The 21,961-nt window shown below is 69.7% G+C and carries 24 protein-coding genes; 10 read left to right on the top strand and 14 right to left on the bottom strand.

Annotation, left to right across the window (positions count from 1 at the left end):
- Positions 1–96: 96 nt before the first annotated feature.
- Together ACIBJG_RS22690 and ACIBJG_RS22685 are read right to left on the bottom strand one after the other, a co-directional pair.
- Positions 97–873, bottom strand: coding sequence for an N-acetyltransferase (locus ACIBJG_RS22690; RefSeq protein ID WP_399309855.1), 777 nt, complete (start codon positions 871–873; stop codon positions 97–99).
- A gap of 54 nt (positions 874–927) precedes the next feature.
- On the bottom strand, positions 928–1,656 hold the full coding sequence (locus tag ACIBJG_RS22685) for a TetR/AcrR family transcriptional regulator (protein ID WP_399309854.1): 729 nt from the start codon (positions 1,654–1,656) through the stop codon (positions 928–930).
- Between the two features lie 106 nt (positions 1,657–1,762).
- On the opposite strand from ACIBJG_RS22685, the gene ACIBJG_RS22680 reads away from it, so the two are divergent.
- Positions 1,763–3,454, top strand: coding sequence for a CocE/NonD family hydrolase (locus tag ACIBJG_RS22680; protein WP_399309852.1), 1,692 nt, complete (start codon positions 1,763–1,765; stop codon positions 3,452–3,454).
- Here ACIBJG_RS22680 and ACIBJG_RS22675 read toward each other — a convergent pair.
- The 3 genes from ACIBJG_RS22675 to ACIBJG_RS22665 all read right to left on the bottom strand — a co-directional run bounded on the left by ACIBJG_RS22675 (position 3,451) and on the right by ACIBJG_RS22665 (position 7,247).
- Positions 3,451–5,226, bottom strand: a complete 1,776-nt coding sequence (locus ACIBJG_RS22675) for a DUF4157 domain-containing protein (protein WP_399309850.1) — start codon at positions 5,224–5,226, stop codon at positions 3,451–3,453. The genes ACIBJG_RS22680 and ACIBJG_RS22675 overlap by 4 nt on opposite strands.
- 107 nt (positions 5,227–5,333) lie before the next feature.
- Positions 5,334–6,266, bottom strand: coding sequence for an alpha/beta fold hydrolase (locus tag ACIBJG_RS22670; protein WP_399309848.1), 933 nt, complete (start codon positions 6,264–6,266; stop codon positions 5,334–5,336).
- Positions 6,267–6,431: 165 nt separating this feature from the next.
- Positions 6,432–7,247 (bottom strand): hypothetical protein, encoded by an 816-nt coding sequence (locus ACIBJG_RS22665; protein WP_399310171.1) that lies wholly within the window; start codon positions 7,245–7,247, stop codon positions 6,432–6,434.
- 734 nt (positions 7,248–7,981) lie between these two features.
- Between ACIBJG_RS22665 and ACIBJG_RS22660 the strand changes: the two genes are divergently transcribed.
- Entirely contained in the window at positions 7,982–8,497 is a 516-nt protein-coding gene (locus ACIBJG_RS22660) for a hypothetical protein (RefSeq protein ID WP_399309846.1), read from the top strand.
- Positions 8,498–8,581: 84 nt separating this feature from the next.
- On the opposite strand, the gene ACIBJG_RS22655 is transcribed toward ACIBJG_RS22660, so the two are convergent.
- From ACIBJG_RS22655 to ACIBJG_RS22630, 6 genes are all read right to left on the bottom strand, one after another.
- A complete protein-coding gene (locus ACIBJG_RS22655; RefSeq protein ID WP_399309844.1) occupies positions 8,582–9,001 on the bottom strand; it encodes a PIN domain nuclease in 420 nt (139 codons plus the stop codon).
- A complete protein-coding gene (locus tag ACIBJG_RS22650) occupies positions 9,001–9,243 on the bottom strand; it encodes a type II toxin-antitoxin system VapB family antitoxin (protein WP_399309843.1) in 243 nt (80 codons plus the stop codon). Before ACIBJG_RS22650 ends, ACIBJG_RS22655 begins: the two co-directional genes overlap by 1 nt.
- Positions 9,244–9,417: 174 nt before the next feature.
- Complete coding sequence (locus tag ACIBJG_RS22645; protein WP_399309842.1) at positions 9,418–10,173, bottom strand: ornithine cyclodeaminase family protein; 756 nt, start codon at positions 10,171–10,173, stop codon at positions 9,418–9,420.
- Positions 10,056–10,574, bottom strand: coding sequence for a hypothetical protein (locus tag ACIBJG_RS22640; RefSeq protein WP_399309840.1), 519 nt, complete (start codon positions 10,572–10,574; stop codon positions 10,056–10,058). The genes ACIBJG_RS22645 and ACIBJG_RS22640 overlap by 118 nt, the downstream gene beginning before the upstream one ends.
- A gap of 40 nt (positions 10,575–10,614) precedes the next feature.
- Positions 10,615–10,881, bottom strand: a complete 267-nt coding sequence (locus ACIBJG_RS22635; RefSeq protein WP_399309838.1) for a DUF397 domain-containing protein — start codon at positions 10,879–10,881, stop codon at positions 10,615–10,617.
- Complete coding sequence (locus ACIBJG_RS22630; protein WP_399309836.1) at positions 10,862–11,704, bottom strand: helix-turn-helix domain-containing protein; 843 nt, start codon at positions 11,702–11,704, stop codon at positions 10,862–10,864. The genes ACIBJG_RS22635 and ACIBJG_RS22630 overlap by 20 nt, the downstream gene beginning before the upstream one ends.
- 113 nt (positions 11,705–11,817) lie before the next feature.
- On the opposite strand from ACIBJG_RS22630, the gene ACIBJG_RS22625 reads away from it, so the two are divergent.
- Positions 11,818–12,054, top strand: a complete 237-nt coding sequence (locus tag ACIBJG_RS22625; RefSeq protein WP_399309835.1) for a hypothetical protein — start codon at positions 11,818–11,820, stop codon at positions 12,052–12,054.
- Complete coding sequence (locus ACIBJG_RS22620; protein WP_399309833.1) at positions 12,044–12,286, top strand: hypothetical protein; 243 nt, start codon at positions 12,044–12,046, stop codon at positions 12,284–12,286. Before ACIBJG_RS22625 ends, ACIBJG_RS22620 begins: the two co-directional genes overlap by 11 nt.
- Before the next feature lie 130 nt (positions 12,287–12,416).
- Here ACIBJG_RS22620 and ACIBJG_RS22615 read toward each other — a convergent pair whose 3' ends face one another.
- On the bottom strand, positions 12,417–12,998 hold the full coding sequence (locus ACIBJG_RS22615) for a TetR family transcriptional regulator (RefSeq protein ID WP_399309831.1): 582 nt from the start codon (positions 12,996–12,998) through the stop codon (positions 12,417–12,419).
- 159 nt (positions 12,999–13,157) lie between these two features.
- Here ACIBJG_RS22615 and ACIBJG_RS22610 point away from each other — a divergent pair, with 159 nt between their 5' ends.
- The 3 genes from ACIBJG_RS22610 to ACIBJG_RS22600 all read left to right on the top strand — a co-directional run bounded on the left by ACIBJG_RS22610 (position 13,158) and on the right by ACIBJG_RS22600 (position 16,403).
- Positions 13,158–13,508, top strand: a complete 351-nt coding sequence (locus ACIBJG_RS22610; RefSeq protein WP_399309829.1) for an antibiotic biosynthesis monooxygenase family protein — start codon at positions 13,158–13,160, stop codon at positions 13,506–13,508.
- A gap of 148 nt (positions 13,509–13,656) precedes the next feature.
- Positions 13,657–14,085 carry a DUF4267 domain-containing protein gene (locus ACIBJG_RS22605; RefSeq protein WP_399309827.1) on the top strand — a complete coding sequence of 143 codons (429 nt, stop codon included), beginning with the start codon at positions 13,657–13,659 and terminating at the stop codon, positions 14,083–14,085.
- A gap of 260 nt (positions 14,086–14,345) precedes the next feature.
- Positions 14,346–16,403, top strand: a complete 2,058-nt coding sequence (locus ACIBJG_RS22600) for a glycosyl hydrolase family 28-related protein (protein ID WP_399309826.1) — start codon at positions 14,346–14,348, stop codon at positions 16,401–16,403.
- 178 nt (positions 16,404–16,581) lie between these two features.
- Here ACIBJG_RS22600 and ACIBJG_RS22595 read toward each other — a convergent pair whose 3' ends face one another.
- Together ACIBJG_RS22595 and ACIBJG_RS22590 are read right to left on the bottom strand one after the other, a co-directional pair.
- Positions 16,582–17,448 carry an RNA polymerase sigma-70 factor gene (locus ACIBJG_RS22595; RefSeq protein ID WP_399309823.1) on the bottom strand — a complete coding sequence of 289 codons (867 nt, stop codon included), beginning with the start codon at positions 17,446–17,448 and terminating at the stop codon, positions 16,582–16,584.
- Entirely contained in the window at positions 17,445–18,023 is a 579-nt protein-coding gene (locus tag ACIBJG_RS22590; RefSeq protein WP_399309821.1) for a carboxymuconolactone decarboxylase family protein, read from the bottom strand. The genes ACIBJG_RS22595 and ACIBJG_RS22590 overlap by 4 nt, the downstream gene beginning before the upstream one ends.
- A gap of 424 nt (positions 18,024–18,447) precedes the next feature.
- On the opposite strand from ACIBJG_RS22590, the gene ACIBJG_RS22585 reads away from it, so the two are divergent.
- The 3 genes from ACIBJG_RS22585 to ACIBJG_RS22575 all read left to right on the top strand — a co-directional run bounded on the left by ACIBJG_RS22585 (position 18,448) and on the right by ACIBJG_RS22575 (position 21,820).
- Positions 18,448–18,909 carry a helix-turn-helix transcriptional regulator gene (locus ACIBJG_RS22585; RefSeq protein ID WP_399309819.1) on the top strand — a complete coding sequence of 154 codons (462 nt, stop codon included), beginning with the start codon at positions 18,448–18,450 and terminating at the stop codon, positions 18,907–18,909.
- 10 nt (positions 18,910–18,919) lie between these two features.
- Positions 18,920–19,330, top strand: coding sequence for a VOC family protein (locus tag ACIBJG_RS22580; RefSeq protein ID WP_399309817.1), 411 nt, complete (start codon positions 18,920–18,922; stop codon positions 19,328–19,330).
- A 96-nt stretch (positions 19,331–19,426) separates the two neighbouring features.
- Positions 19,427–21,820, top strand: a complete 2,394-nt coding sequence (locus ACIBJG_RS22575) for an ATP-binding cassette domain-containing protein (protein ID WP_399309815.1) — start codon at positions 19,427–19,429, stop codon at positions 21,818–21,820.
- The last annotated feature ends 141 nt before the right edge of the window (positions 21,821–21,961 follow it).

The raw sequence follows: 21,961 nt of genomic DNA, 5'->3' as shown, positions 1-21,961 counted from the left end.
GCACGGCACACGGTGTGCGGCCGACGCCCCCACGATGCCCGCCGCGGCCCTTCGGGCGCGTGATACCCGGGTGCTCATTCGGCGGGCCGGAACCTGCTACCCGCGTATGACGCCGGCGGCTGTCCGGTGCCGGATCCAGACGTTCGGCTCGACGTAGACCGCACGGTCGAGCGCGAGGTCGCACCGTACCGGGACGAGTGCGCCCGGCACTTCGACTTCGCCGTCCCGGTCGAAGGGCAGACCCGTCCAGTCGCGCCACTGGGCGAGGGATCCGCTGACGGTCATCGACGCCGGAGCGACCTTCTCGATGGTGCCGCCGTTCCTGACGTGCACCCGCAGCCACGGGTCCTCCGGCAGTCCGTCGTCGCGCCGCCGGCCGATGTACTCGGCCATCGGGGCGTACGGGTGCAGGTGCTTGGCCGTCGGGCGGACCGGGGCGAACAGCGCGTCGTGGCCGCGCCGGGCGGCGGCGTCACGCATCGCCTCCAGCATGCGGTACGACAGCCCGCGGCCGAGGTACGCGGTGTCCACGGTGATCTCGAGCGCGCTCGCGGCCGTCGCCGCCCGGCCGCGGCGCCGGTCCTGGTACGCCCAGGTCAGCACCCGGTCCCAGCCCTGGTCGGGCGTCGCCTCGCGGCCGTCCGTCGCGCTGTCGAAGGGCACGGCGAGGCCGCGTGCCACGACGCGTTCCCCGTCGGTCGCCACCACGCAGTAGGCGGGGAAGTCCTCCACGACCTGGCCCAGCAGGGCGCTGCCGGCCAGGTCGTGGGGGATGAAGGGCGGCCAGGTGTCGGCGATCTCGTAGACCCGGGGGATCAACGCGGGCCGCTCGGCGAGTGTGGTGATCCGTATGTCGTCGGAAGCTGTTGTCACGGTGCGGCACTCTGTCACACGCGGCCTGCCGCGGCGACGGGGTTTCGTCCCGCTTCAGTCGGCGTCGAGGCCGGCGTCGAGGCCGTCGACGAGGCGGTTGAGGAAGCGGGCGAACGTGGCGTCGGGGGTGACCGGGCGTCCCGCCGAGGCGAGCGCCTCGGCCAGTTCCGGGTGGTGGCCGTCCGCGGCGACGGTGGCGAGGTAGAGCGCCTCGGCGGTGGCCCGGCCGGGGGACTGGGCGGCTTCCGCCTGGGTCACCTCGTGGGCCACGTGCCCGGCCACGAACGCGGTGAGCTGGGCGAAGACCTCCAGCCGGGCGCCGCCGTCGAGGCCGCTGGGGCGCAGGGCGGCGAGGGCGTGTTCCAGGAAGGCGAGGGTGCGGGGGCCGAGCGTGCGGCGGGCGGGCACCGCGGTGGCCAGCCAGGGGTGGCGGAGCATGTGGTCGCGTTGGAGGTGCCCGATGGTTTTGAGATCGGCCCGCCATTCGCCAGTGAGCGGACCGGACGTCGACAGTTCGCCGTTGACGTGGTCGATCATCAGGTCCAGCAGTGTCTCCTTGTCGGGGGCGTAGCTGTAGAGCGACATGACGCCGGCGCCCACTTCCGCGGCGACCCGTCGCATGGTGACCGCGTCGATCCCCTCGGTGTCGGCCAGAGCTACGGCCGCCACCGTGATCGCCTCGCGGCTGAAGGCGGGCCTGCGCCCCCGGCGGGGCCGGTCCGGGGTCAGCCAGAGTTCGCGGGGGTCGACGCCGGTGGCGCCGGTCCCTTCGGCACGGGTCACGATCCTGCTGTTCCCTTCCTCACCACGCCGGCTCCTGTCCCGCCCATCCAAGCATCGTCTATTCTCGTACACAGTACGAGAATGCTTTGAGCGATGGAGGCGAACGATGACATCACCCACGCGTGACGCCCAGCCCGTGCCTGCCTGGACGCCGTCGGCCGCGAAGCCGCCGCTCTCCGCCCGCATGATGCGAGCCACCTGGCGCAACCTGCCGGCCAGGCGCCACCGGATCGCCTGGGAGCCGGGCCTGAGAGTCCCCGCCGCCGACGGCAGCCCCCTGATCACGGACCACTACTTCCCCCGCGACGCGGGCGACTTCCCCACCCTCCTCGTGCGCTCGCCGTACGGGCGGGGCGTGCCGTGGTCCCCCCAGTACGGGATGCTCTTCGCCGAACAGGGCTTCCACGTGATCCTGCAGAGCTGCCGCGGCACCGGCGGCTCGGGCGGCACCTTCGACCTCTGGCGCAACGAGGCCGCCGACGGCCTCGCCACGGTGGACTGGCTGCGCGAACAGCCCTGGTTCAACGGCACCCTGGGCACGGTCGGACCCAGCTACCTCGGCTACGCCCAGTGGGCACTCGCCCTCGACCCGCCGCCGGAACTGAAGGCCATGGCGGTCCAGGTCGGCCTGCACGACCCGTACGCCCTCTTCCACACGGACGGCGCGCTCCACCTGGAGAACGCGCTCCTCGTCGGCACCGGCATGACGTACCAGCACCACGGCATGCTGCCGTTCATCAAGGCGACCCTGCGCCTCAAGCGCCACCTGAAGGACATCGTCACCGCCCGCCCGCTCCGGGGGGCGTACACGGCCGCGCTCGGACAGGAAGTGCCCTGGCTCGACGACGTGATGACACACCCGGACGCGGACGACCCGTACTGGCAGGGAGCATCGGCGGCCGAGGCGGCGGACCGCCACGGCATCCCCACCGCGCTGATCACCGGATGGCACGACGCCCTCGTCGACCAGACCTTCGCGCAGTACGCACGCCTGCGCGCGTCGGGCGGCGAGGCCGCCCTGCTCGTCGGCCCCTGGACCCACACCTCCGCCCTGCAACAGGGCTGGCCCGACGTGTTCGCCGAGAGCCTGGCCTGGCTCCGCGCCCACCTGTGCGACGACCCCTCCCAGCTGCGCCCCACCCCCGTACGCGTCCACACGGGCGGCGCGGACGCGGCGTGGCAGGACCTCGACGCGTGGCCGCTCACCCCCGCCACCACCGCGTGGTACCCGACCGCGGACGGCCACCTCACCCGGCAGCCACCCACGGACGCGGCCCCCCTGACCGCCTTCCGCCACGACCCGGCCGCCCCCACCCCCTCCCTCGGCGGCCCGCTGCTGTCCCTCACATCGGGCGCCCGGGACAACGCCGCCCTGGAGTCCCGCGACGACGTCCTCACGTTCACCGGCCCCGTCCTGACCGAACCCGTCACGGTGATGGGCGCGGTCTCCACGAGGATCAGCGCGTCCACGGACACCGGATTCGGGGACGTCTTCACCCGGCTGTGCGACGTGGACGCGGCGGGCCGCTCCACCAATGTCTGTGACGGCCTTGCCCAGTTGCGGACGTCAGTCGGGGAACCGGCCCACGTCGCGGTCCCGATGAGCGTCACCGCGTACCGCTTCGCCGCAGGCCACCGCATCCGCTGGCAGATCAGCGCGGGCGCGCACCCGCGCTATGCGCCGAACCCCGGAACGGGCGAATCAAGGGTGGAGGCACGGGAGTTCGTACCGGTGACCGTCACCGTCCACGCGGACTCCGCGCTCATGCTGCCGCATGATCCGGACGAGACGCCCTAGCCCAGCGCGTCCACCAGAACGCTGGGCAGGAAGGTGGAGGTCGGGACCCCGACCTCCATGCAGTAGTCGAACATCTTCATTCCCGGGGCGTCGATCTCCATCTTCCGGTTCTGATAGATGTTCTTCTTCATCCGGTACCGGCCGGGCGAGATCTCGTCGACGGGAATCGATTCGGTGTATCCGTCGATCGTGAGGTTCCCGTTGTTGAAGTGGCCACCGGCGGGGTGGTCGAACTCCACGTCTGCGCCCTTGAATTGCGCGTTGGGCAGGAGGCCGACGAGCGGCACGGTCTCCTTCGTGACGACTGTCGCCTGTGTGGTGTTCAGCTTGATGTAGATGAACGAGCCCTTGACCTCCACGGGTTGGATCAGCTCACCGAAGTAGGAGAACTTCGTCCCCTCCTCGTCCTGGGTGATCCCGGTGTACCTCCCCTTCCCGATGTCGTCCTTCCGCATCATGAAGTAGGTGTAGTCCCGCATGTGGCCCCTGCCCAGGGCGCCGGCCAGCCGGTCCACCTCTGCCAGCGAGGTGACCTCGGTCCAGGCCGAGGCATCGAAAGGACGCGGGGCGGCGTTCACGGTGATGCTCAGGATGTCGCGCAGCAGACGAGCCTGCTTCTTCTTGTCCTGGGCCGCGTTCGCGGCCTTCAACTCGTCTCCCAGTGCGGTGAGATTCGTGAACCGGTCACCTCCGAGCGGAGAGAAGCTCAGGCCGTCGTAGTCCGTGTCCTCCCCACTGCCGGTCGGTTCCGCGCGGAGGCTGGTGTTGGGGCCGAGGAACTGATTGCCGCCCTGCCACTCGTAGAAGGCGTAGCGGGCCTCGTTGAGGTTGTTCCCCAGAAACTCGGCCGTGGGGCCCCCGCCCGTCTTGACCAGTGCGGCGCGGAACCTGGTCCTGAAGTCGTCCCCGTTCATGTGCGGCGGGATCTTGGCCCTCAGTTCCTCCAGCATCGTGTCGGTGATCACCTCGGGAACCGCTTGGCGCAGCAGGGTTTCTCGCTTTCCCGGATCCACGGAGTCCAGCGCGCCGGCCAGTTGGGAGTGGGCGACGACGTGGTGCGCGGTCAGCTCCCACCCGTGGTGCTCGGCATCTTTGACGTTGTACGGGTTCTTGCTGCGCGTCCGCTGCACGGACGGTTCGCCGGAGCCGCGCGCGGGGGCCGTCGCCGCCGCGTCACGGGCCGGGGCGCTGCCGGACAGGACGCGTGTCGCCTGTGCCTCCGCCTCCCGTTCGAACCGGTCGGAGGGGTCGGAGACCCGGAGGCCGCCGCCGTTGTCGGTGCCGCTCACCGGGCCCTGGCGCTGCTGGATGACGTGGGTCAGCTCATGGGCCAGGGTGTGCCGGTCGCCCCCGCCGTCGCCCAGCACGATGTGGCTTCCCGAGGTGTACGCGCGAGCGCCGATCTCGGCGGCGGAGGTGCGGGCGGCGCCGCCCTTGTGGACGCGTACGTCGGTGAAGTCGGCGCCGAAGCGGGCCTCCATGTCCGTACGGGTCCCGTGGTCCAGGGGCTGCCCGGCGGACCGCAGCACGTCGTGGACGGCGGAACGCTGCACCGAGGCCTGCCCGCCCTCGTGCTGCGTCTCCTCGGCCCCGGGGTGGCCCGCCTGCCGCAGCATCTGGACCACGGCCGCGTTCCCCATCGCGTGCGGGAGCGGGAGCAGCCCCTGCGGGGCGGTGCTCGCGGCGCTCTCCGGCGCCCGGGAAGGCTTGCGCGCCGCCGAACGATCGGTTCCGGCGTCGTCGTGGGCGGGCTTGGAGGCGTGCGGGCGCATCCGGGTGACCTTCCGGGCTGGGCGGAGTGAACCTTCCCTGTATACCCGTGACATACGGGGCGGGGCCAGGCCTCCTGGGGCAGAGAGCGTTGCCCGCCGGGGCGGGGTCAGCGCTGTGCCGCGACCATGCTTTCGATCTCCTTGAGCACGAGGTCGGGGCGGTCCTTCGGGACGTCGTGGGAGCTGCCCTTCGCGGTGACGAGCGTGCGGTGGGGCCCGTCGTGGACGAACGTGGCGGCGGCGTCGCGCCAGCGCTGGGCGTCCTCGGGGGAGCCGTCGAACGGGGTCTTCTCCGAGACGATGACCGTTGCCGGTACCGCGTGCGGCCAGGTGGCCTTGTGGAAGGCCTTGTTCGTCTCGACGAAGCTCTCCGAGGTGGAGATGAGCTGCCGGTTCTGCGGGTTGTCGGGGTCCTTCTTCGCCGCGTCAACCTGCGGCTGGCTGAAGGCCACAAGGCGGGTGATCTGCTCGTCCGTGAAGAGTGGGGGCAGGTTGGCGTCGACGAGGATCGCGCCGGAGAGCATCTTCTCGTTCTCCTTGGCGAAGTACGTCGCGATCTCACCGGCCTGGGAGTGGGAGACCAGGGTGACGTTCTTGGTGACGCCCAGCTGCCGGAGTCCCGATTCGAGGTCGCTGACGGCGCTCTCGACCTTCCACGGACCGGGCACCACGTCGCTTTTGCCGAGTCCGGCCCGGTCGTACGTGACGACGGTGGCGCCGGTCGCCGCGTGAAGCTTGGGGACGAGGTCGTTCCAGTACGAGGAGTCCTCGCCGCCGCCCGAGTCCAGGACGATGGTGGAGGCGTTGCCCTGCGTGACGTGGAAGGCCAGCCGGTGACCGCCGTTGTCGATCATGCGCAGCTCGGCTCCGCCCGCCCGGGCGGCCCCCGGCGAGGCGGGCGAGGCGGGCGAGGCGGAGTGCGTGGAATCGGCGGCGTGGCTGTCGCTGCACGCCGTGACGGTGCCCGCGGCCAGGGCCAGCAGGGCGAGGGCCGACAGGGCCCGGTTCACGGAGCGGCGGTGGGGTGTGGTGCGGGACATGGCTGGTCCTTCGGGTTCCGGGTGCTGTTGCCTGCTGTTGCGGCTGCGATATCCATCTTTCGGTGAATCGGTTCACCGCAGAACCCGGCTGGCACGCGTGTCCGTAGTGCCCTTGAGGCGCGTGTGAGCAGTGGGGTTAACCCCCTTAGGCGATCACTGGCCGGGTCACCGCTGGGTACGCTCCGCACGGGACGCCAGCCCCGCCCGCACCGCGCTCATCCGGGCCCGCACGCCCTGCACGGGCACGGCGCCCGCCGGGCCGCTGGGTACGTCGCTCGACTGACCCCGGCACGCTCCGCAGCGGCCGCCCCGCATCGCCTCGGGGCTGCCGGGCGCTCGGCACTCGCTGCATTCCAGGGTGCGCAGGACGACCTGGCGGACGGGGGCGATGCGGGCGGGCGGCAGCTTCCTCAGCAGCCTCGTGCTGACGAAGTCGACGGAGCTGTAGATCACCGCCGGTAGTCCCTGAGTCAGCGCGGACATGACCTCCGCTTCGGTGGCGCCGCGCTCGAACCACTCGCTGAGCTGCGGTTCCAGCGTCACGCAGTTCCGTTCGGACAACGTCAGCGCGGGGGCGGTCTCGCCGAGCGCGGCCAGCAGGATGAACGACCGGGAGCGAGTGGGGCGTTGGGAGGGCTGTGGTACGTCGCCCCGCGTGTACGCCGCCCACCACTCGTCCTTGCGCGCGGTCCGGGAGAAGAACGTACGCGTCACCCAGATCAGCGCCTCCTCGGTCGCCACGCACTCGCTGCCCCGGCGCAGGTGCCCTTCCTCCTGGAGCCGGTTCAGCGAGGTCCGCAGCGCGCACTGCCCGTACGGCAGCACCTTGGCGAGCATCTTCACGGAAATGTCGGCGCCGTCGCACAGCCCGTCGATGTACGCGGCGATGGCGGCGTCACGGGGGAGGAGGTGCGCGAAGTCGTGGCCGGTGCGGGGGCGTTGGTCCGGGGCTGAACGCTTGCCGTATCCGGGATTGGCCATCGGGTGGCCGAGCGTGGGCGCGGGGCCGGGCATGGGTCCGGGCGCGGAAACAGGGGCAGCACTAAGCTGGCTGGCAGCCATGGGATCGCTCTTTCGATCGTCCTGGTCAGGCCCCTGCTCGGTGTTTCCGCACCGGCGGGGGCCGTCGTGTCACGGCTGACGCTAGAGCGTCGCTACCCTCCGTCGCAAGTCGATCGCGAAAAGTCAACCCGCCAGGCAGGGAGGGTGGGTGGGAATCAATCCCGCCGACCATTCCGCTGAAAGAGCACTCGGATCTCGAGGCTTGAGCCCCGAGCCGGAACGCGGCACCGGCCCCGGCTGTAGGCATCGTGCGAAGCGGAGTTGCGAGCGATGTGCGTACCGGCCCGGTACGTGCCCAGGCCTGCGAGGCGGCCCTGACGTACCCCGGCACATCCTGCTCTCAGCGGCGGCCGTCGCCACCCCCGCGGCCTCCGGTGAACGCGGAGACGATCCAGATCACCAGCATGACGAGGAAGAACACGACGATGATCGTCGGCAGTGCGGAAGCCATCTTGGTCCTCCTGGGTGTATGCGAACCTGAGTCCGAAGTGAGCTCAGGACTACGGGGGTTGAGAGTACGTGCGGGCTCGCGGGGTGGCGATGCCCGCGAGCTCGTCCTGCATCGGATCTTCACTTCGGGACGTTCTCGCCGCACGGGGGTAGGGGAGGCTCGGCGCGGGGCTCTGTCAGCGGCCTTGGCTATCGTCCGGCGTATGGATCAAGCCGCATTGATCGCCGACCTCGAAGAAGCCGGCCGGGAATCGGAGGCGACCTCCGACATCGTTCGCCGGCTGGCCGAGCCCGGGGCCGATGCCGCGCCCGGACTCGTGGCTGCGCTGGGCAAGGTCAGCACATCCGCCATGTGGGGCCTGCGGGACGCCCTGCGGCTGATCGGCCCCGCCGGGTTCGACGCGGCGGTGGAAGCCCGTGCCCGGGCCGAGGCGGTCCCCGACTGGTGGGAGTTGGGCCATGTGCTCCGCGGCTTCGACGAGCGGTGCATTCCCCAGTACACGGCCACGCTGTCCCACCCCATGAAGGACCTGCGGCACCAGGCGCTGTGGGGGCTGCAGAACCTCGGTGAGGCCGCCGTCGGCACCATCACCGACGTCATCCCCTTCCTGAACGACCGTGATCAGCGCCTGCAGTATCAGGCCGAAAAGACCGTCCCGGGCACATGCCGCAGATGCCGCCCCGGATTGCCTCGGGGCTGCCGGGTGCCCCGCAGTTGAGAGCGATGTGGGCGCGCCCGCACGCGTGAGCGGTCGCGCTGGCGCCCACATCGCTCTCAACTCTCCCGGGGTGCGAACCGGCGCTCAACGGTCAGCGCTGCCCGGCGGGACTACCCACTCGGCGGGTTGGCCGGTCAGGGACGCGATCATGTCGAAGTCACCGTCGTAGTGGAGGACCGTCAACCGGTTCAGCTCCGCGGTGGCGGCGATGAGGAGGTCCGGCAGCGACAAGGCGCGATGAAAGCCCGCGTTGAGCGCGTGGCGCTGGACTTCCAGAGCTCGGGTGAAGGTGTCGTCCGTGCTGTGTACGTAGTCGAAGGCGTGGAGCCAGGTGCTGATCCGGGTCGCTTCCGAGTTGTCCCGGGCCGAGTGGACCATTTCGTACTCGGTGGGCTGGCAGACGGAAAGCAGATACCGCTCGTGCAGCGGTTTGAGTACCTCCCTGACGCCGGGCTTCGTCCAGCGGGCGAGGGCGGACTTGTCGATCAGGTAGCGATCCTGCATCAGGCGGCCCGGCCGCCGTCCCGCTTGAGGGTTCCGTCGCTGTTGCGCGGGCCGGTGCTGTCGACGATTTCGCTGAAGTCGAAATCGCCCGCGTCCATGGCGTCGAAGCCTTCCTGCCGCAGGTGACGCTTGACGGCGTCCTCCATGGCGAGGCGCACGGCCTGGGCCTTCGTCTTGGTGCCGAAGATGCGCATGGCCTCGGCCACCATGGCCTCGTCGAGGTCTATGACTGTCCTGGCCATCATGGCCTCCTTGGATGCTCGATCCATACAAACGATATCATTTACTTCGAGAAAGCGATATCGTTTTGGCTTGATGTCGACACCGTTGAGTGCCTGGAGGCGAGGCAGGGGCACCCGCCGTATCGAGCGGCCTCCAAGCGCAACCCCACCGCAACGGTCGTGGCTCGTCGTGGGTCAAGATCGGTTGCGCCGGGTTGCCTTCCACAGCGCGGCAGCGACAGCCACCTCCGTACCGGCGAGGCCGACCGAGCAGAAGACGGTGATCTGACGGGGGCTGTTCCGGCCTGTCGTAGCGCCCGCCAGGACGGCGCCCAGGTCGACCATCCGGTTGGCAGGGAAGATGTGGGGTTCGCTGTAGTCGGCTGCCTGGGCGAGGGAGTCGGTAAGCAGTACGTCAGCTCGGTCCGCCAAGGCGGGGGGTACTTCGTGGCGCGACACCGTCTTGGGTCCGAGAGTGGTCAGGTGTGTTCCTGGCGCGATCCAGTCGGCCTCCCGCACGGGAGACGTGCTGTTCGTGGCGGCGACCACGACATCGTGATCACGTACTGCTTCTTCCGCCGTATGCACGGCCCGCACCCTGACCCCCAGTTCCTCGGTGGCGCGCCGGGCGAATGCTTCTGCGCGTTCCGGTCTGCGGGCCGCCACCGTGGCTTCCCGCACCTGCCGCACCGCACGGATGGCCCACAACTGAGTCCAGGCCTGTGTACCTGCGCCCACCAGCCCCAGCCGTATCGGTCCGGGGTTCGCCGCCGCGTCCACCGCTACGGCGCCGATGCCGCCCGTCCGCCGGGCTCCACTTGAGCTCCGGGCTGTCAGCGCCCTTCTGGAACCTGCCCCTTCGAGGGGCTGGTCAGCTGATCGGATGTGTCGGTCCCTTGCAGGCCCAAGCGCGAGACGAAGTCCGAGAACGTGGGTGCTACGACCCGCCACCGGCACATCAGCGGGTCTGCCCAGTAGTCACTGCCGACGACACGGGGATCCGAGGGGTCGGTCCGGTAGTCGAGGGCCAGGGCGCCGTCATCCCCGGGGTTGCGGGTGAGGGCAATCAACACCGCCTGTTCGACGTCAAGCCATGGGAGTTCGAGCGGGTCGGTGCTTGTGCTTCCGCGTGCCTGGCGAAAGTAGGCGGAGTGCGGATCGTCGGCGAACATGTCCATCGACTGGGACGCGTACGTCATCTGCTCCGGGTTCTTCACGAAGGCAAGCGGGTCCTCGAACCACGGGATGACCTCCGCCAGCACCGCGTCACCCGGGTGACGCCAGAGGCCGCGCTCGATGAGGGACGTCAGTGACGTGGGCAGGGCAAGGCCACGGACTGTCGAAGGAGTCATGGCACACAGTTGGGTGACGCGAGGCTGGAGCGCAAGCCGTTCAGGACCTCTTCAGCCCGGCCACGAACGTCGACCAGGCCGCCGCGCGGAACATCAGTGCGGGGCCGTCGGTCACCTTGGAGTCGCGGACGGGGACGATCTCGGGGACGCCGTCGAGGACTTCGAGGCAGTCGCCGCCGTCGCCTCCGCTGTACGTGGACTTGCGCCAAGTGCCTATTTCCAGGCAGTCCCCGCCACTTCCGCCGCTGTACGAGGACTTGTGCCAGGTAGCCGTGGACAGGTCGTAGTCAGAACCGCTGAGCTTCATGGTCGTAATCCTCCCCCACCGACTCGATCAAGGCCAGGGACGCTGCCGGTGAGATCGCGCTGGCCACCACCAGATCGTAGGTCAGTTCGTACTGGTGAACCGAAGCTGGATCGTCCTGCAACTGTCCAGTTCCCAGGCCCTGTAGATAGGCAAGCGGCGGTGCGTCGGAGAAGGTCATCAGCTTGAGCGAGCCTTCGAGTGCCATGTGGGCGCCAGCTGAAAAGGGCAGCACTTGCGCGATGATCCGATGCTGTCGGATCAGCCCGGCGATATGGCGAAGAGCGTCCGCCATGACGGCAGGATCGCCCACCACGCGGCGTAACACCGCCTCGTCCAGCACCACCCAAAACAGCGGGGATGTTGGATCGGCGAGGATCTCGGCGCGGTCCAGCCGAGTCGTCACCAGCTCGTCGATGACGCTCTCCACCGCCGTCGGCCGGTACGCCCGGAACACCGCCCGCGCATACGCCTCCGTCTGCAACAGCCCCGGGACGAGCTGAGGCGCGTACTCCCGGATCGCTTCCGCGCGGGCCTCCGCCTCGGCGGCCTCCGCGAAGTGTTCCGGGTACTTCGACGTCTTCAGCGCCGCGCAGTTCCGTACGAAGAAGCCATCCGCGCCCAACACCTCGTCGAACTTCTCCGCCTGGTCCATCTGCATCCGCCGCACCCCGGACTCCAGCTGCCCGATGAACGAGCCGCTGACGAAGAGCGGGGCGCCGAGGTCGGTCTGGGAGAGGCCTGCGTCCTCTCTTCGGTGGCGGAGTTCGGCGCCGAGGAGGGCACGCGGTGAGGAGGAGGGGTCGAGCTTTCTGGGACCTGGCATGACAACTCCCTGTGACACACGTGTGGTTGTTGGAACCGCACCTCTTCCAGGTTAACGAGAGATTGACCACGCTGGGTATGCATCGGAACTACTCAGAGTGGAAGGAATGGATCATGACGACTACGGAGCGGCGCAAGGCGGCAGCGGGAAGAGTCCGAGAGGCGGAGGAGCTGGTGGCGCGGTTGCGGGGAGGGTTCGCGGGGGTCGGGGTCGCGTTGCCGTCGCTGCGGATCGACCCGGTCTCCTTCGCGGGCGACGAGCCGGTCGCGCTCGTCGACCTGGGCCGCTGCAACCTCGACACCGCGTTGCGGCTGGCGCGGGTGCTGGAGGGGGTCGGTCATGGCTGCTGACGCCGGTGGACCGGCGGCGTGTGTGCCGGAGCCCGGGTCGTTCGCGGTCGACGCGCGGGACGGACGTGTGGGCCGGGTGATGGGGCGGGTCGGTCCGTATGTGCAGTTGCGTCCGCCCGGTGGCGGCGCGGAGTGGGACTGCCCGCCCGGCTGCGTCCGGCCGGCGCCGCCGGGGCTCGTGCTGCGGGCACGGGTGACGGAGGTCAACCGGGAGGGGCAGCTGCCCCGGTGAGGGAAGGTGCGGGCTTCCGGCCCCCGGGGCTGGTGAGCCCGCATGGTGCGATGCCGCGTGTTCGGCGGATGGGTTCGACGCGGATCAGTGCGGCCCAGCCGTGCCTCTTGGTCGTCCGCCAGCGGCTGCTTCAGGGTGTGGGCGCGGTGAGATACCGCTGGATCGTGGGTCCGAGCCAGTTCACGATCTCCTCGGGGTCGAGCGCCACGCTCGCCGGGAACCGCAGTACGTAGCGTGTCAGCGCGAGCCCGAGTACGGCCGAGGCGCACAGCGCCGCCCGCGACGGTGCCTGCTCCGGCTCGGGGCCCAGTCGGCGGGCCAGTGGGATCAACTGCTCGCGCAGCACGATCTGCATGCGCTCGGCGGCGGCCGGGTCGGTGGCGCCGACCCGCATCAGCGCGGTGAGCTCTCCGTTCTCCTCCCACAGAGTGAGGAAGTGGCGCACCAGCGTGCGACCGATCTCTTCGTGCGGTTCGAGGGACAGGCCCGGCAGCCCGGGGTCGATCGCGACGGCTGCCGCGAACAGGCCCGCCTTGTTGCCGTAGTAGCGCATCACCATCGACGGGTCGATCTTCGCGTCGCGCGCGATGGACCGGATGGTCGCCTTCTCGTAGCCGTCCGCCGCGAACCGCCCGCGGGCCGCGTCGAGGATCGCGGCGCGGGTGGCGTCGGAACGCCGTGCGGGCTGCTGGTTCTCCGTGGTGCCGGTCATGCCAACAAACATAGGCCAACGCGTGTTGACAGTCCAGATTCGTGGCCCTACGTTTGCCAACAACGGTTGGCCAACGAGTGTTGGCAAGCTTGCGGTCGTTGGCGGACGGTGTCGGCCGCGGTGCCGTGGGGCAACCGATAGCGAGAGGAAGTGCCGAAGATGGCCGAGCTGCAGAGCCTGGACCCGAGTACGTCGATGTTCGCGCAGCTCAACGAGGAGACCGGGCCCATCACCCTGGCCAACACCTTCTTCGTTCCGAAGGAGCGGACCGAAGCGTTCCTGGCTCTCTTCCGGAGGCAGGCGGAGTTCATGAAGGCTCAGCCGGGATTCGTCTCCCTGCAGATGCACAAGGGAACGGCGGACAGTCGGCTTCTGATGAACGTCGCGGTCTGGGAGTCGACCGAGGCGCTCGCCAAGGCGTTCGGCAACCCGGAGTTCCAGCGCATGGCGGCCGAGTTCCCCGACGACATCGTGTCGTACCCGCACATCTTCGAGCGGATCGACGCATGACGCGTCAGCCGTAGCCGGGGGAGGGCAGCCGGAGAAGCCCTGCCCTCCCCCGTTCACCGGGCAGTCGCGCATCCCTGCGCCATGCCGGGTCGCCGCGGTCGCCGCGGTCGCCGAGCCCCAGACCGAACGTCGAAGGAGAAGAAGCACCATGTCGCTGAAGAACGTCAACACCGTCCTGGCCACCGTCTGCGCCCTGTTCGTCCTCTACCTCGGGCTGTCCTTCATCCTGGCCCCCGAGGCGTCCACCCAAGGCGTTGGCCTGCCGACCTGGCCCGCCGGCAACGGCGACGGCTTCCTCGTCATGAAGGGCACCCGCGAACTCTCGATGGGCCTGGTCATCGGCGTCCTCCTGCTGACGGGCCACCGCCGCGCCCTGGGCTGGGTCCTGCTGATGGAGGCCGTCGCCCCGTTCGGCGACATGATCAACGTCTTGGCCCACCACGGCTCCGGCGCCGCGGCGTTCGGCATCCATGGCCTGACCTCGGCAGCGATCGCGATCGCCGGCCTGCTGGTCCTCCGCGAGACCGGCAAGGCCCACAAGGCTCCCGCCCCGGCGCCCGCCGCCCAGCCCGCCTGACAGCCGCACGCTCCGAAGGGGGGCCCGGCCGCATGGCCGGTGCCCCCACGGCATCAACGGCTGTGCCGTCGCCCCGGGGTCGGCTTCCGTAATGAGGCGGCTGAGGAGCGCAAAAAGGCGATGAGAGTACGCAGTTAATCGGCAAGCTCTAGAAAATCTCCTCGCGCGAGTCTTGTGGGGCGAGACGTACGGGTCCTACTGTCGCCTCACCTTCTCGGCGGCCTCCCCGCCTCACGCCTCCTCAGAGAAACGGGCCTGCGATGTCACGGAAGACGACCGGTGTCGGAGCTGGAGCGCGAAGACCGCGACGCCGAAAAGGGGTGTACGCGGCCGCCGTTGCCTCGATGACCGCGGCCGCCGTCGGCTTCGGGGTGCTGACCGGTACGCCCGCGGGCGCCCGCTCGGCCGCACCACCGGCTCCCGTCGTCACCCGGGCCGCCCTCGACCCCGCGCTCGTCGCGGGCCGGGGCGCGAAGGTGGCGTTCGCCGAGCAGGAGGCGGAGAACGCGGCCACCGACGGCACGGTCATCGGTCCGGACCGCACCGCGTACACGCTCCCCGCCGAGGCGTCGGGCCGTAAGGCGGTCAAGCTCACCCCGGGCGAGCACGTCGAGTTCACGCTCCCGGCAGCGGCCAACGCGATCACCGTGCGCTACAGCATCCCGGACGCGCCGGGCGGCGGCGGGATCACGGCGCCGCTGGACGTCGCGGTGAACGGCAAGAAGCGCTCCACGATGACGCTGACCTCGCAGTACTCCTGGCTGTACAACCAGTACCCGTTCTCCGACGACCCCGGCGCCGGGCTGCTCCACCCCGACTGGTGGATCACCGAGTGCTCCTGCGTGCCCGCCGCCACGACCCCGGCCCCGGTCATCGCGAAGCCCTTCCGGCCCAGCCACTTCTACGACGAGCAGCGCCTCCTGCTCGGGCGGACGTACCGCGCCGGCGACACCGTACGGCTCACCGTCCCTGCCGGGAGCCGGGCCGCGTGGACGGTCGTCGACCTGCTGGACTCGGAGCTCGTCGGCCGGCCGCACGTCGAACTGCTCGCCGCCAACGTCCTGGCCTTCGGGGCCGACCCGACCGGCCGGCGCGATGCGGCGGGCGCCATCGAGAAGGCCATCGCCTTCGCCCGGCGCACGCACCTCGACGTCTACATCCCGCCGGGCACGTACCGCGTCGACCGGCACATCGTCGTCGACGACGTCACGATCACCGGCGCGGGCAACTGGTACACGAGGATCAGGGGCCGGGAGGTCGCGCTCGACAAGCCCGCCCCCGACGGCTCGGTCCACACCGGTGTCGGCTTCTACGGCAAGGACGCGGCCGACGGCGGCAGCCGCGACGTCCACCTGTCCGGCTTCGCCATCGAAGGCGACGTACGCAGCCGCATCGACACCGACCAGGTCAACGGCATCGGCGGCGCGATGAGCGACGCGACCATCGAGGGGCTGCACATCAGCCACACCAAGGTCGGCATGTGGTTCGACGGGCCGATGAAGAACGTGCGGATCAGCGACAACGTCATCGTCGACCAGATCGCCGACGCCATCAACTTCCATACCGGCGTGACCGATTCACGGGTGACGAACACCTTCGTACGCAACTCCGGTGACGACGGCCTCGCCATGTGGTCCGAGAAGACCGCGAACGCCCGCAACACCTTTGATCACAACACCGTCCAGACCCCGGTCCTCGCCAACGGCATCGCGATCTACGGCGGCACCGACAACACCGTCTCGGACAACCTGGTCGCCGACCCGGTCCGCGAGGGCAGCGCCCTGCACATCGGCTCCCGCTTCGGCGCCGAACCGTTCACCGGGAAGCTGAACCTCACGAACAACACGACAGTGCGCGCCGGTACGTACGAGCTGAACTGGAACATCGGGCTCGGCGCGCTCTGGATCTTCGCCCTGGACAAGAGCATCGACGCCGCCGACATCCGGGTCACCGGTGACCGCTACCTCGACAGCACCTACAACGCGATCATGCTCGTCTCCGACTGGGCCGTGAAGGACCAGTACGACATCGAGGGCGTCCACTTCAAGGACATCAGGGTCGACGGCACGGGCACCTCGGTGCTGAGCGCCCGCGCGGCGGGCGGGGCGAGCTTCGAGAACGTGGACGCGCGCAATGTCGGCGCGGTCGGCGTCAACAACTGCGGCTCGTTCAACTTCCCTGCGACCGGGTCGGAGCTCTCCCTCACGGACCTGGGCGGCAACGACGGGGACTGGCTCGCCCCGTGGCTGCTGCCCAACACGATCACCTGTGACGACCGCCCGCCCGTCGTCCCGCCGCCCGCGCCGGGTGCGTGGTGAGGCACGCGTAGCGGCGCCCAAGGGGCGCTCAACGGCATAACTGCACAACGGCATAACTGCACAACCGCAGAACCGCAGAACCGCAGACCAGTGGCACCCGGCACCCGGCACCCGGCATCGAGCAGATGCCGGGTGCCGGGTGCTGTGTGCCGGATGCCGGCGCTGTCAGAGCGTCGATCTACCGGGAGAGTCCGGCCGGTTCGTCCAGCCGCGTCAGCTTCCGCGGGTTCCTCACCAGATAGACCCGGGTGATCAGCCCGCCCTCCACCACAAGGCTCACCGCGGCCGGTTCGCCGTCGACCTCGATCCGGCCGGCCGGCGCGCCGTTGAGCCATACGGACGTCGTCTCGACCGCCCCCTTCACCTGGTTCGCGCGCCCGAGCACCGCCGCCACCAGTTCGGCCCCGTGGACCGGAGCAAGCGCGGCGGCCGCAATCCCGCCACCGTCGGCGACCAGCACCACATCCGGTGCCATGATCTCCATCAGCTCCCGCACCTGCCCGGTGCGTAAAGCGGCCAGGAACTGTTCCACCACGGCCTGTTGCTCGGTTCGGCTCACCAGGACCCGCGGCCGCCGGGCCGCCACATGCTCGCGGGCCCGCCGCGCGGTCTGCCGTACCGCGACCGCGGACTTCCCGACGGCCTCCGCGATCTCTCCGTACGGCATGTCGAAGACCTCGCGGAGCACGAACACCGCCCGCTCGGTCGGCCCGAGCGTCTCCAGCACCGTCAGCAGCGCCATCGAGACGCTCTCCGCGAGTTCGACGTCCTCGGCGACATCAGGGCTGGTCAGCAGCGGTTCCGGCAGCCACTCGCCCACGTAGTCCACGCGGCTGCGCGACAACGTGCGAAGCCGGTTCAGCGCCTGCCGGGTGACGATCCGGACGAGGTACGCCCGTGCGTCGTTCACCTGCGTCTGGTCGACGTCGGCCCACCGCAGCCAGGACTCCTGCAACACGTCCTCCGCGTCGGCCGCGGAGCCGAGCATCTCGTAGGCGACCGTGAACAGCAGGTTGCGATGCGCGACGAACGGGTCCTCGGTCATGACGCCGACGCTACGCCGGACTTCTCCGGACGCCCGGCCAGCGGAATCTCGCACGCGGAGGAGAAGCCCTGCGACTCGACCCCGTTCGCCACGTTGGCCCTGGTCGCAAGGTTGACGTAGGCGATGAACGCGGTGAGCTCGATCATCGCCGCAGTGCCGAGCTGGGCGAGCAGGCCCGCGTACAGCTCGTCGGTGACGGTCAGCGGCGTGCTCGTCATGGCCTCGGAGTACTCCAGCACGTCCCGCTCCAGCGGCGCGAAGACATCCGATTCCCGCCAGCGCGGCACCTGGCTCGCCTTGGCCAGGTCCAGCTTGTCGTTCTGCGCCTGGAAGTACCCGATGTCGAGGCACCAACTGCAGCCGACCTGTGCCGCGACGGCCATGTGCGCGAACGACTTGAGGCCCGCGTCGGCCGCGTCCCACGCGCCCACCTTCCCGCCGAACTCCAGGTTGTCCTGGGCGACGGCGGGACTGTGCCACAGCACCTCGACGTTCTCGGGCACGACCCCGAGCTGCTTGATCATGTTGTCCTTGAGCTCGGTGGGGAGCTCGGCCTTGGAAATACGAAGCGCCATGGTGTTCTCCTTGGAAGTCTGCCTTTGTGGCATGAAGACACCGCCCGGCCCGCGCATGTGACATCCACCCGTGACGAGCTTCCACAGCGGCGCAGCCGCCCACGCCACGAAGGACTCAGCGGTCGCTCGGACGCGACCTCGGAGGCGGAACGCCATCGGAGCACAGGTACGGGACGACCACTGATCGTGCGCGGAGTGGATCAGCGGGGCACCAGAGCACCTGCAGCAGGTCGGTACCGCCTGGAAACGCGAGCGCCGGAACGTCACGGGCGAACAGCTGAAGCACCGGCACCACGGCCACGGAGACTCTTCGGGGGATGACCGGGATGACCGGGATGACCGGATGGCCGGGAAGAGCCCGAGGCCGAGTGCGACCTTGCGGCAACGCCGGGAAATCCGCGGCCCTGCGTGGCACGCTTCAAAGGTGACCAGCAGAACCGACCCTGCACAGCACCTGAGCGACCTCGCGCGGCTCCGCCGCGTTCGTGACCGCATAGACAGGGAGTACGCGCAGCCGCTGGACGTCGAGGCGCTCGCCCGGGGCGTGCACATGTCGGCCGGGCATCTCAGCCGGGAGTTTCGGCGCGCCTACGGCGAGCCCCCGTACGGCTACCTCATGACGCGGCGCATCGAACGGGCGATGGCCCTGCTGCGCCGCGGCGACCTCAGCGTCACCGAGATCTGCTTCGAGGTCGGCTGCTCGTCGCTGGGCACCTTCAGCACCCGCTTCACCGAGCTGGTCGGGGTTCCCCCCAGCGTCTACCGGCGCGAGGCGGAACGGGCGGAGCAGGCGGAACAGGCCGGGGCGGGGATTCCGTCGTGTGTGGAGAAGCAGGTGACACGACCGGTCAGGAATCGAGAAGCGCCCGCCAGGAAGCCGGATTAGCGTGACGGACATGGACATCAACATTCACTCCACCTTCCTTCCGCACGACGACCCGGACGCCTCGGTCGCCTTCTACCGTGACGTCCTCGGCTTCGAGGTACGGGGCGACGTCGGGCAGGGCGCGATGCGCTGGATCACGGTCGGCCCCGTCGGTCAGCCCGGCACGTCCATCGTGCTGGAGCCGCCGTACGCCGACCCCTCCGTCACCGACGAGGAGCGCGCCACCGTCGTCGCGATGATGGCCAAGGGCACCTTCGCCCGCGTCCTGCTGGCCACGGCCGACCTCGACGGCACGTTCGAGAAGGTGCAGGCCGGCACCGCCGAGATCGTCCAGGAGCCGACCGAGCAGCCGTACGGCGTACGTGACTTCGCGGTGCGCGACCCGGCGGGCAACCTGATCCGTGTCCAGGAACGCCGCTGAGCCGTCCCACGGCCGCGGCCATGGGACGTACGCGGCCGTGACCCGTACGCAGCCGACGGGGCCGCGAGAGCGGTCCCGCCAACAGATGGAGACACGATGACCAGGGCCAAGAGGGCGGACACGCCGTCGGCCGCCGCACCGCACGTGGGCGACAGTCACGATCTGATCCGTGTGCACGGCGCGCGCGTGAACAACCTCAAGGACGTCAGCGTCGAGATCCCGAAGCGCCGGCTGACGGTGTTCACCGGTGTCTCCGGCTCGGGCAAGAGCTCTCTGGTGTTCGGCACGATCGCCGCGGAGTCGCAGCGGCTGATCAACGAGACGTACAGCTCCTTCGTGCAGGGCTTCATGCCCACCCTGGCGCGGCCCGAGGTCGACGTACTCGAAGGGCTGACCACCGCGATCAGCGTCGACCAGCAGCGGATGGGCTCCGACCCCCGGTCCACGGTCGGCACCGCCACCGACGCCAACGCGATGCTCCGCATCCTGTTCAGCCGGCTCGGCAAGCCGCACATCGGCCCGCCCAGCGCGTACTCCTTCAACACCGCCTCGGTCCGGGCGAGCGGCGCGATCACCGTCGAGCGCGGCAACAAGAAGACCGTGAAGGCCACGTTCAACAAGACCGGCGGCATGTGTCCGCACTGCGAGGGCCGGGGCGCGGTCTCCGACATCGACCTCACCCAGCTCTACGACGACACCAAGTCACTGTCCGAGGGTGCGTTCACCATCCCCGGCTGGAAGTCGGACAGCCAGTGGACCGTGCAGGTCTACGCCCAGTCCGGGTTCGTCGACCCGGACAAGCCGATCGCCAAGTACACCAAGAAGGAACTGCGGGACTTCCTCTACGGGGAGCCGGTCAAGGTCAAGGTCAACGGCGTCAACCTCACGTACGAGGGGCTGATCCCCAAGATCCAGAAGTCGTTCCTGTCCAAGGACAAGGAGGCGATGCAGCCGCACATCCGGGCGTTCGTGGAGCGTGCGGTCACCTTCACCACCTGCCCCGAGTGCGAGGGCACCCGCCTCAGCGAGGGCGCCCGCTCCTCGAAGATCAAGCGGATCAGCATCGCTGACGCGTGCGCGATGGAGATCAGGGACCTGGCCACCTGGGTCGCGGATCTCGACGAGCCGTCGGTGGCGCCGCTGCTCGACGCGTTGCGGCAGACCCTCGACTCGTTCGTCGAGATCGGTCTCGGCTACCTCTCCCTCGACCGGCCCGCGGGCACACTGTCGGGCGGTGAGGCGCAGCGCGTCAAGATGGTCCGCCACCTGGGCTCCTCGCTCACCGATGTCACCTATGTCTTCGACGAGCCCACGATCGGTCTGCACCCGCACGACATCCAGCGGATGAACAACCTGCTGCTGCGGCTGCGCGACAAGGGCAACACGGTGCTCGTCGTCGAGCACAAGCCGGAGACGATCGTGATCGCCGACCACGTCGTCGACCTCGGTCCGGGCGCCGGTACGGGCGGCGGCACCATCTGCTTCGAGGGCACCGTCGAGGGGCTGCGGGCAAGCGACACGATCACCGGCCGCCACTTCGACGACCGGGCCGCCGTCAAGGAGACGGTGCGCGAGGCCGGCGGTGCGATGGAGATCCGCGGGGCGACGGCGAACAACCTGCGGAAGGTCGACGTCGACGTCCCCCTCGGGGTGCTCGTCGTCGTCACCGGTGTCGCCGGTTCCGGCAAGAGCTCGCTCGTGCACGGCTCGATCCCGGCGGGCGAGGGCGTGGTGTCGATCGACCAGAGCCCGATCCGCGGCTCGCGGCGCAGCAACCCGGCCACGTACACCGGACTGCTGGAGCCGATCCGCAAGGCGTTCGCCAAGGAGAACGGTGTGAAGCCGGCGCTGTTCAGCGCCAACTCCGAGGGCGCCTGCCCCACGTGCAACGGCGCCGGTGTCATCTACATGGACCTGGCGATGATGGCCGGGGTCGCCACCCCGTGCGAGGACTGCGAGGGGAAGCGGTTCCAGCCGGCGGTGCTGGAGTACAAGCTCGGCGGCCGTGACATCAGCGAGGTGCTCGCGATGTCGGTGGCCGAGGCCGAGGAGTTCTTCGGCGCGGGCGAGGCGCACCTGCCGGCCGCGCACCGCATCCTGGACCGGCTCGCCGACGTCGGCCTCGGCTACCTGAGCCTCGGTCAGCCGCTCACCACGCTGTCCGGCGGCGAGCGGCAACGCCTCAAGCTGGCCACGCACATGGGCGACAAGGGTGGCGTCTACGTTCTCGACGAGCCGACCACCGGACTCCACCTCGCCGATGTCGAGCAGTTGCTCGGGCTGCTCGACCGGCTCGTCGACTCCGGCAAGTCCGTCATCGTCGTCGAGCACCATCAGGCCGTGATGGCGCACGCCGACTGGATCATCGACCTCGGCCCCGGTGCCGGTCACGACGGCGGCAAGGTCGTCTTCGAGGGGACACCGGCGGACCTCGTCGAGTCCCGCTCCACCCTCACGGGCGAGCACCTGGCGGCGTACGTGGGCGGCTGACGGTGTGCCCCCCAGGCGCACGCTCCGGCGGCAGTGCGCCGGTCTGCTGCGAGTGCGCCCCGGCCGATGGTGTGGGTTTGGCGGGGTGGGATCCCGATTGTTTGTGATCTTGGTGAGTCGGGCTGTCCGGCCCGAACTCCC

Origin of the sequence: Streptomyces sp. NPDC050422 (assembly GCF_044458665.1) — a bacterium.
In the GTDB taxonomy this organism is placed as follows: Bacteria; Actinomycetota; Actinomycetes; order Streptomycetales; family Streptomycetaceae; genus Streptomyces.
This window is presented reverse-complemented; position numbering and strand designations above follow the sequence as displayed.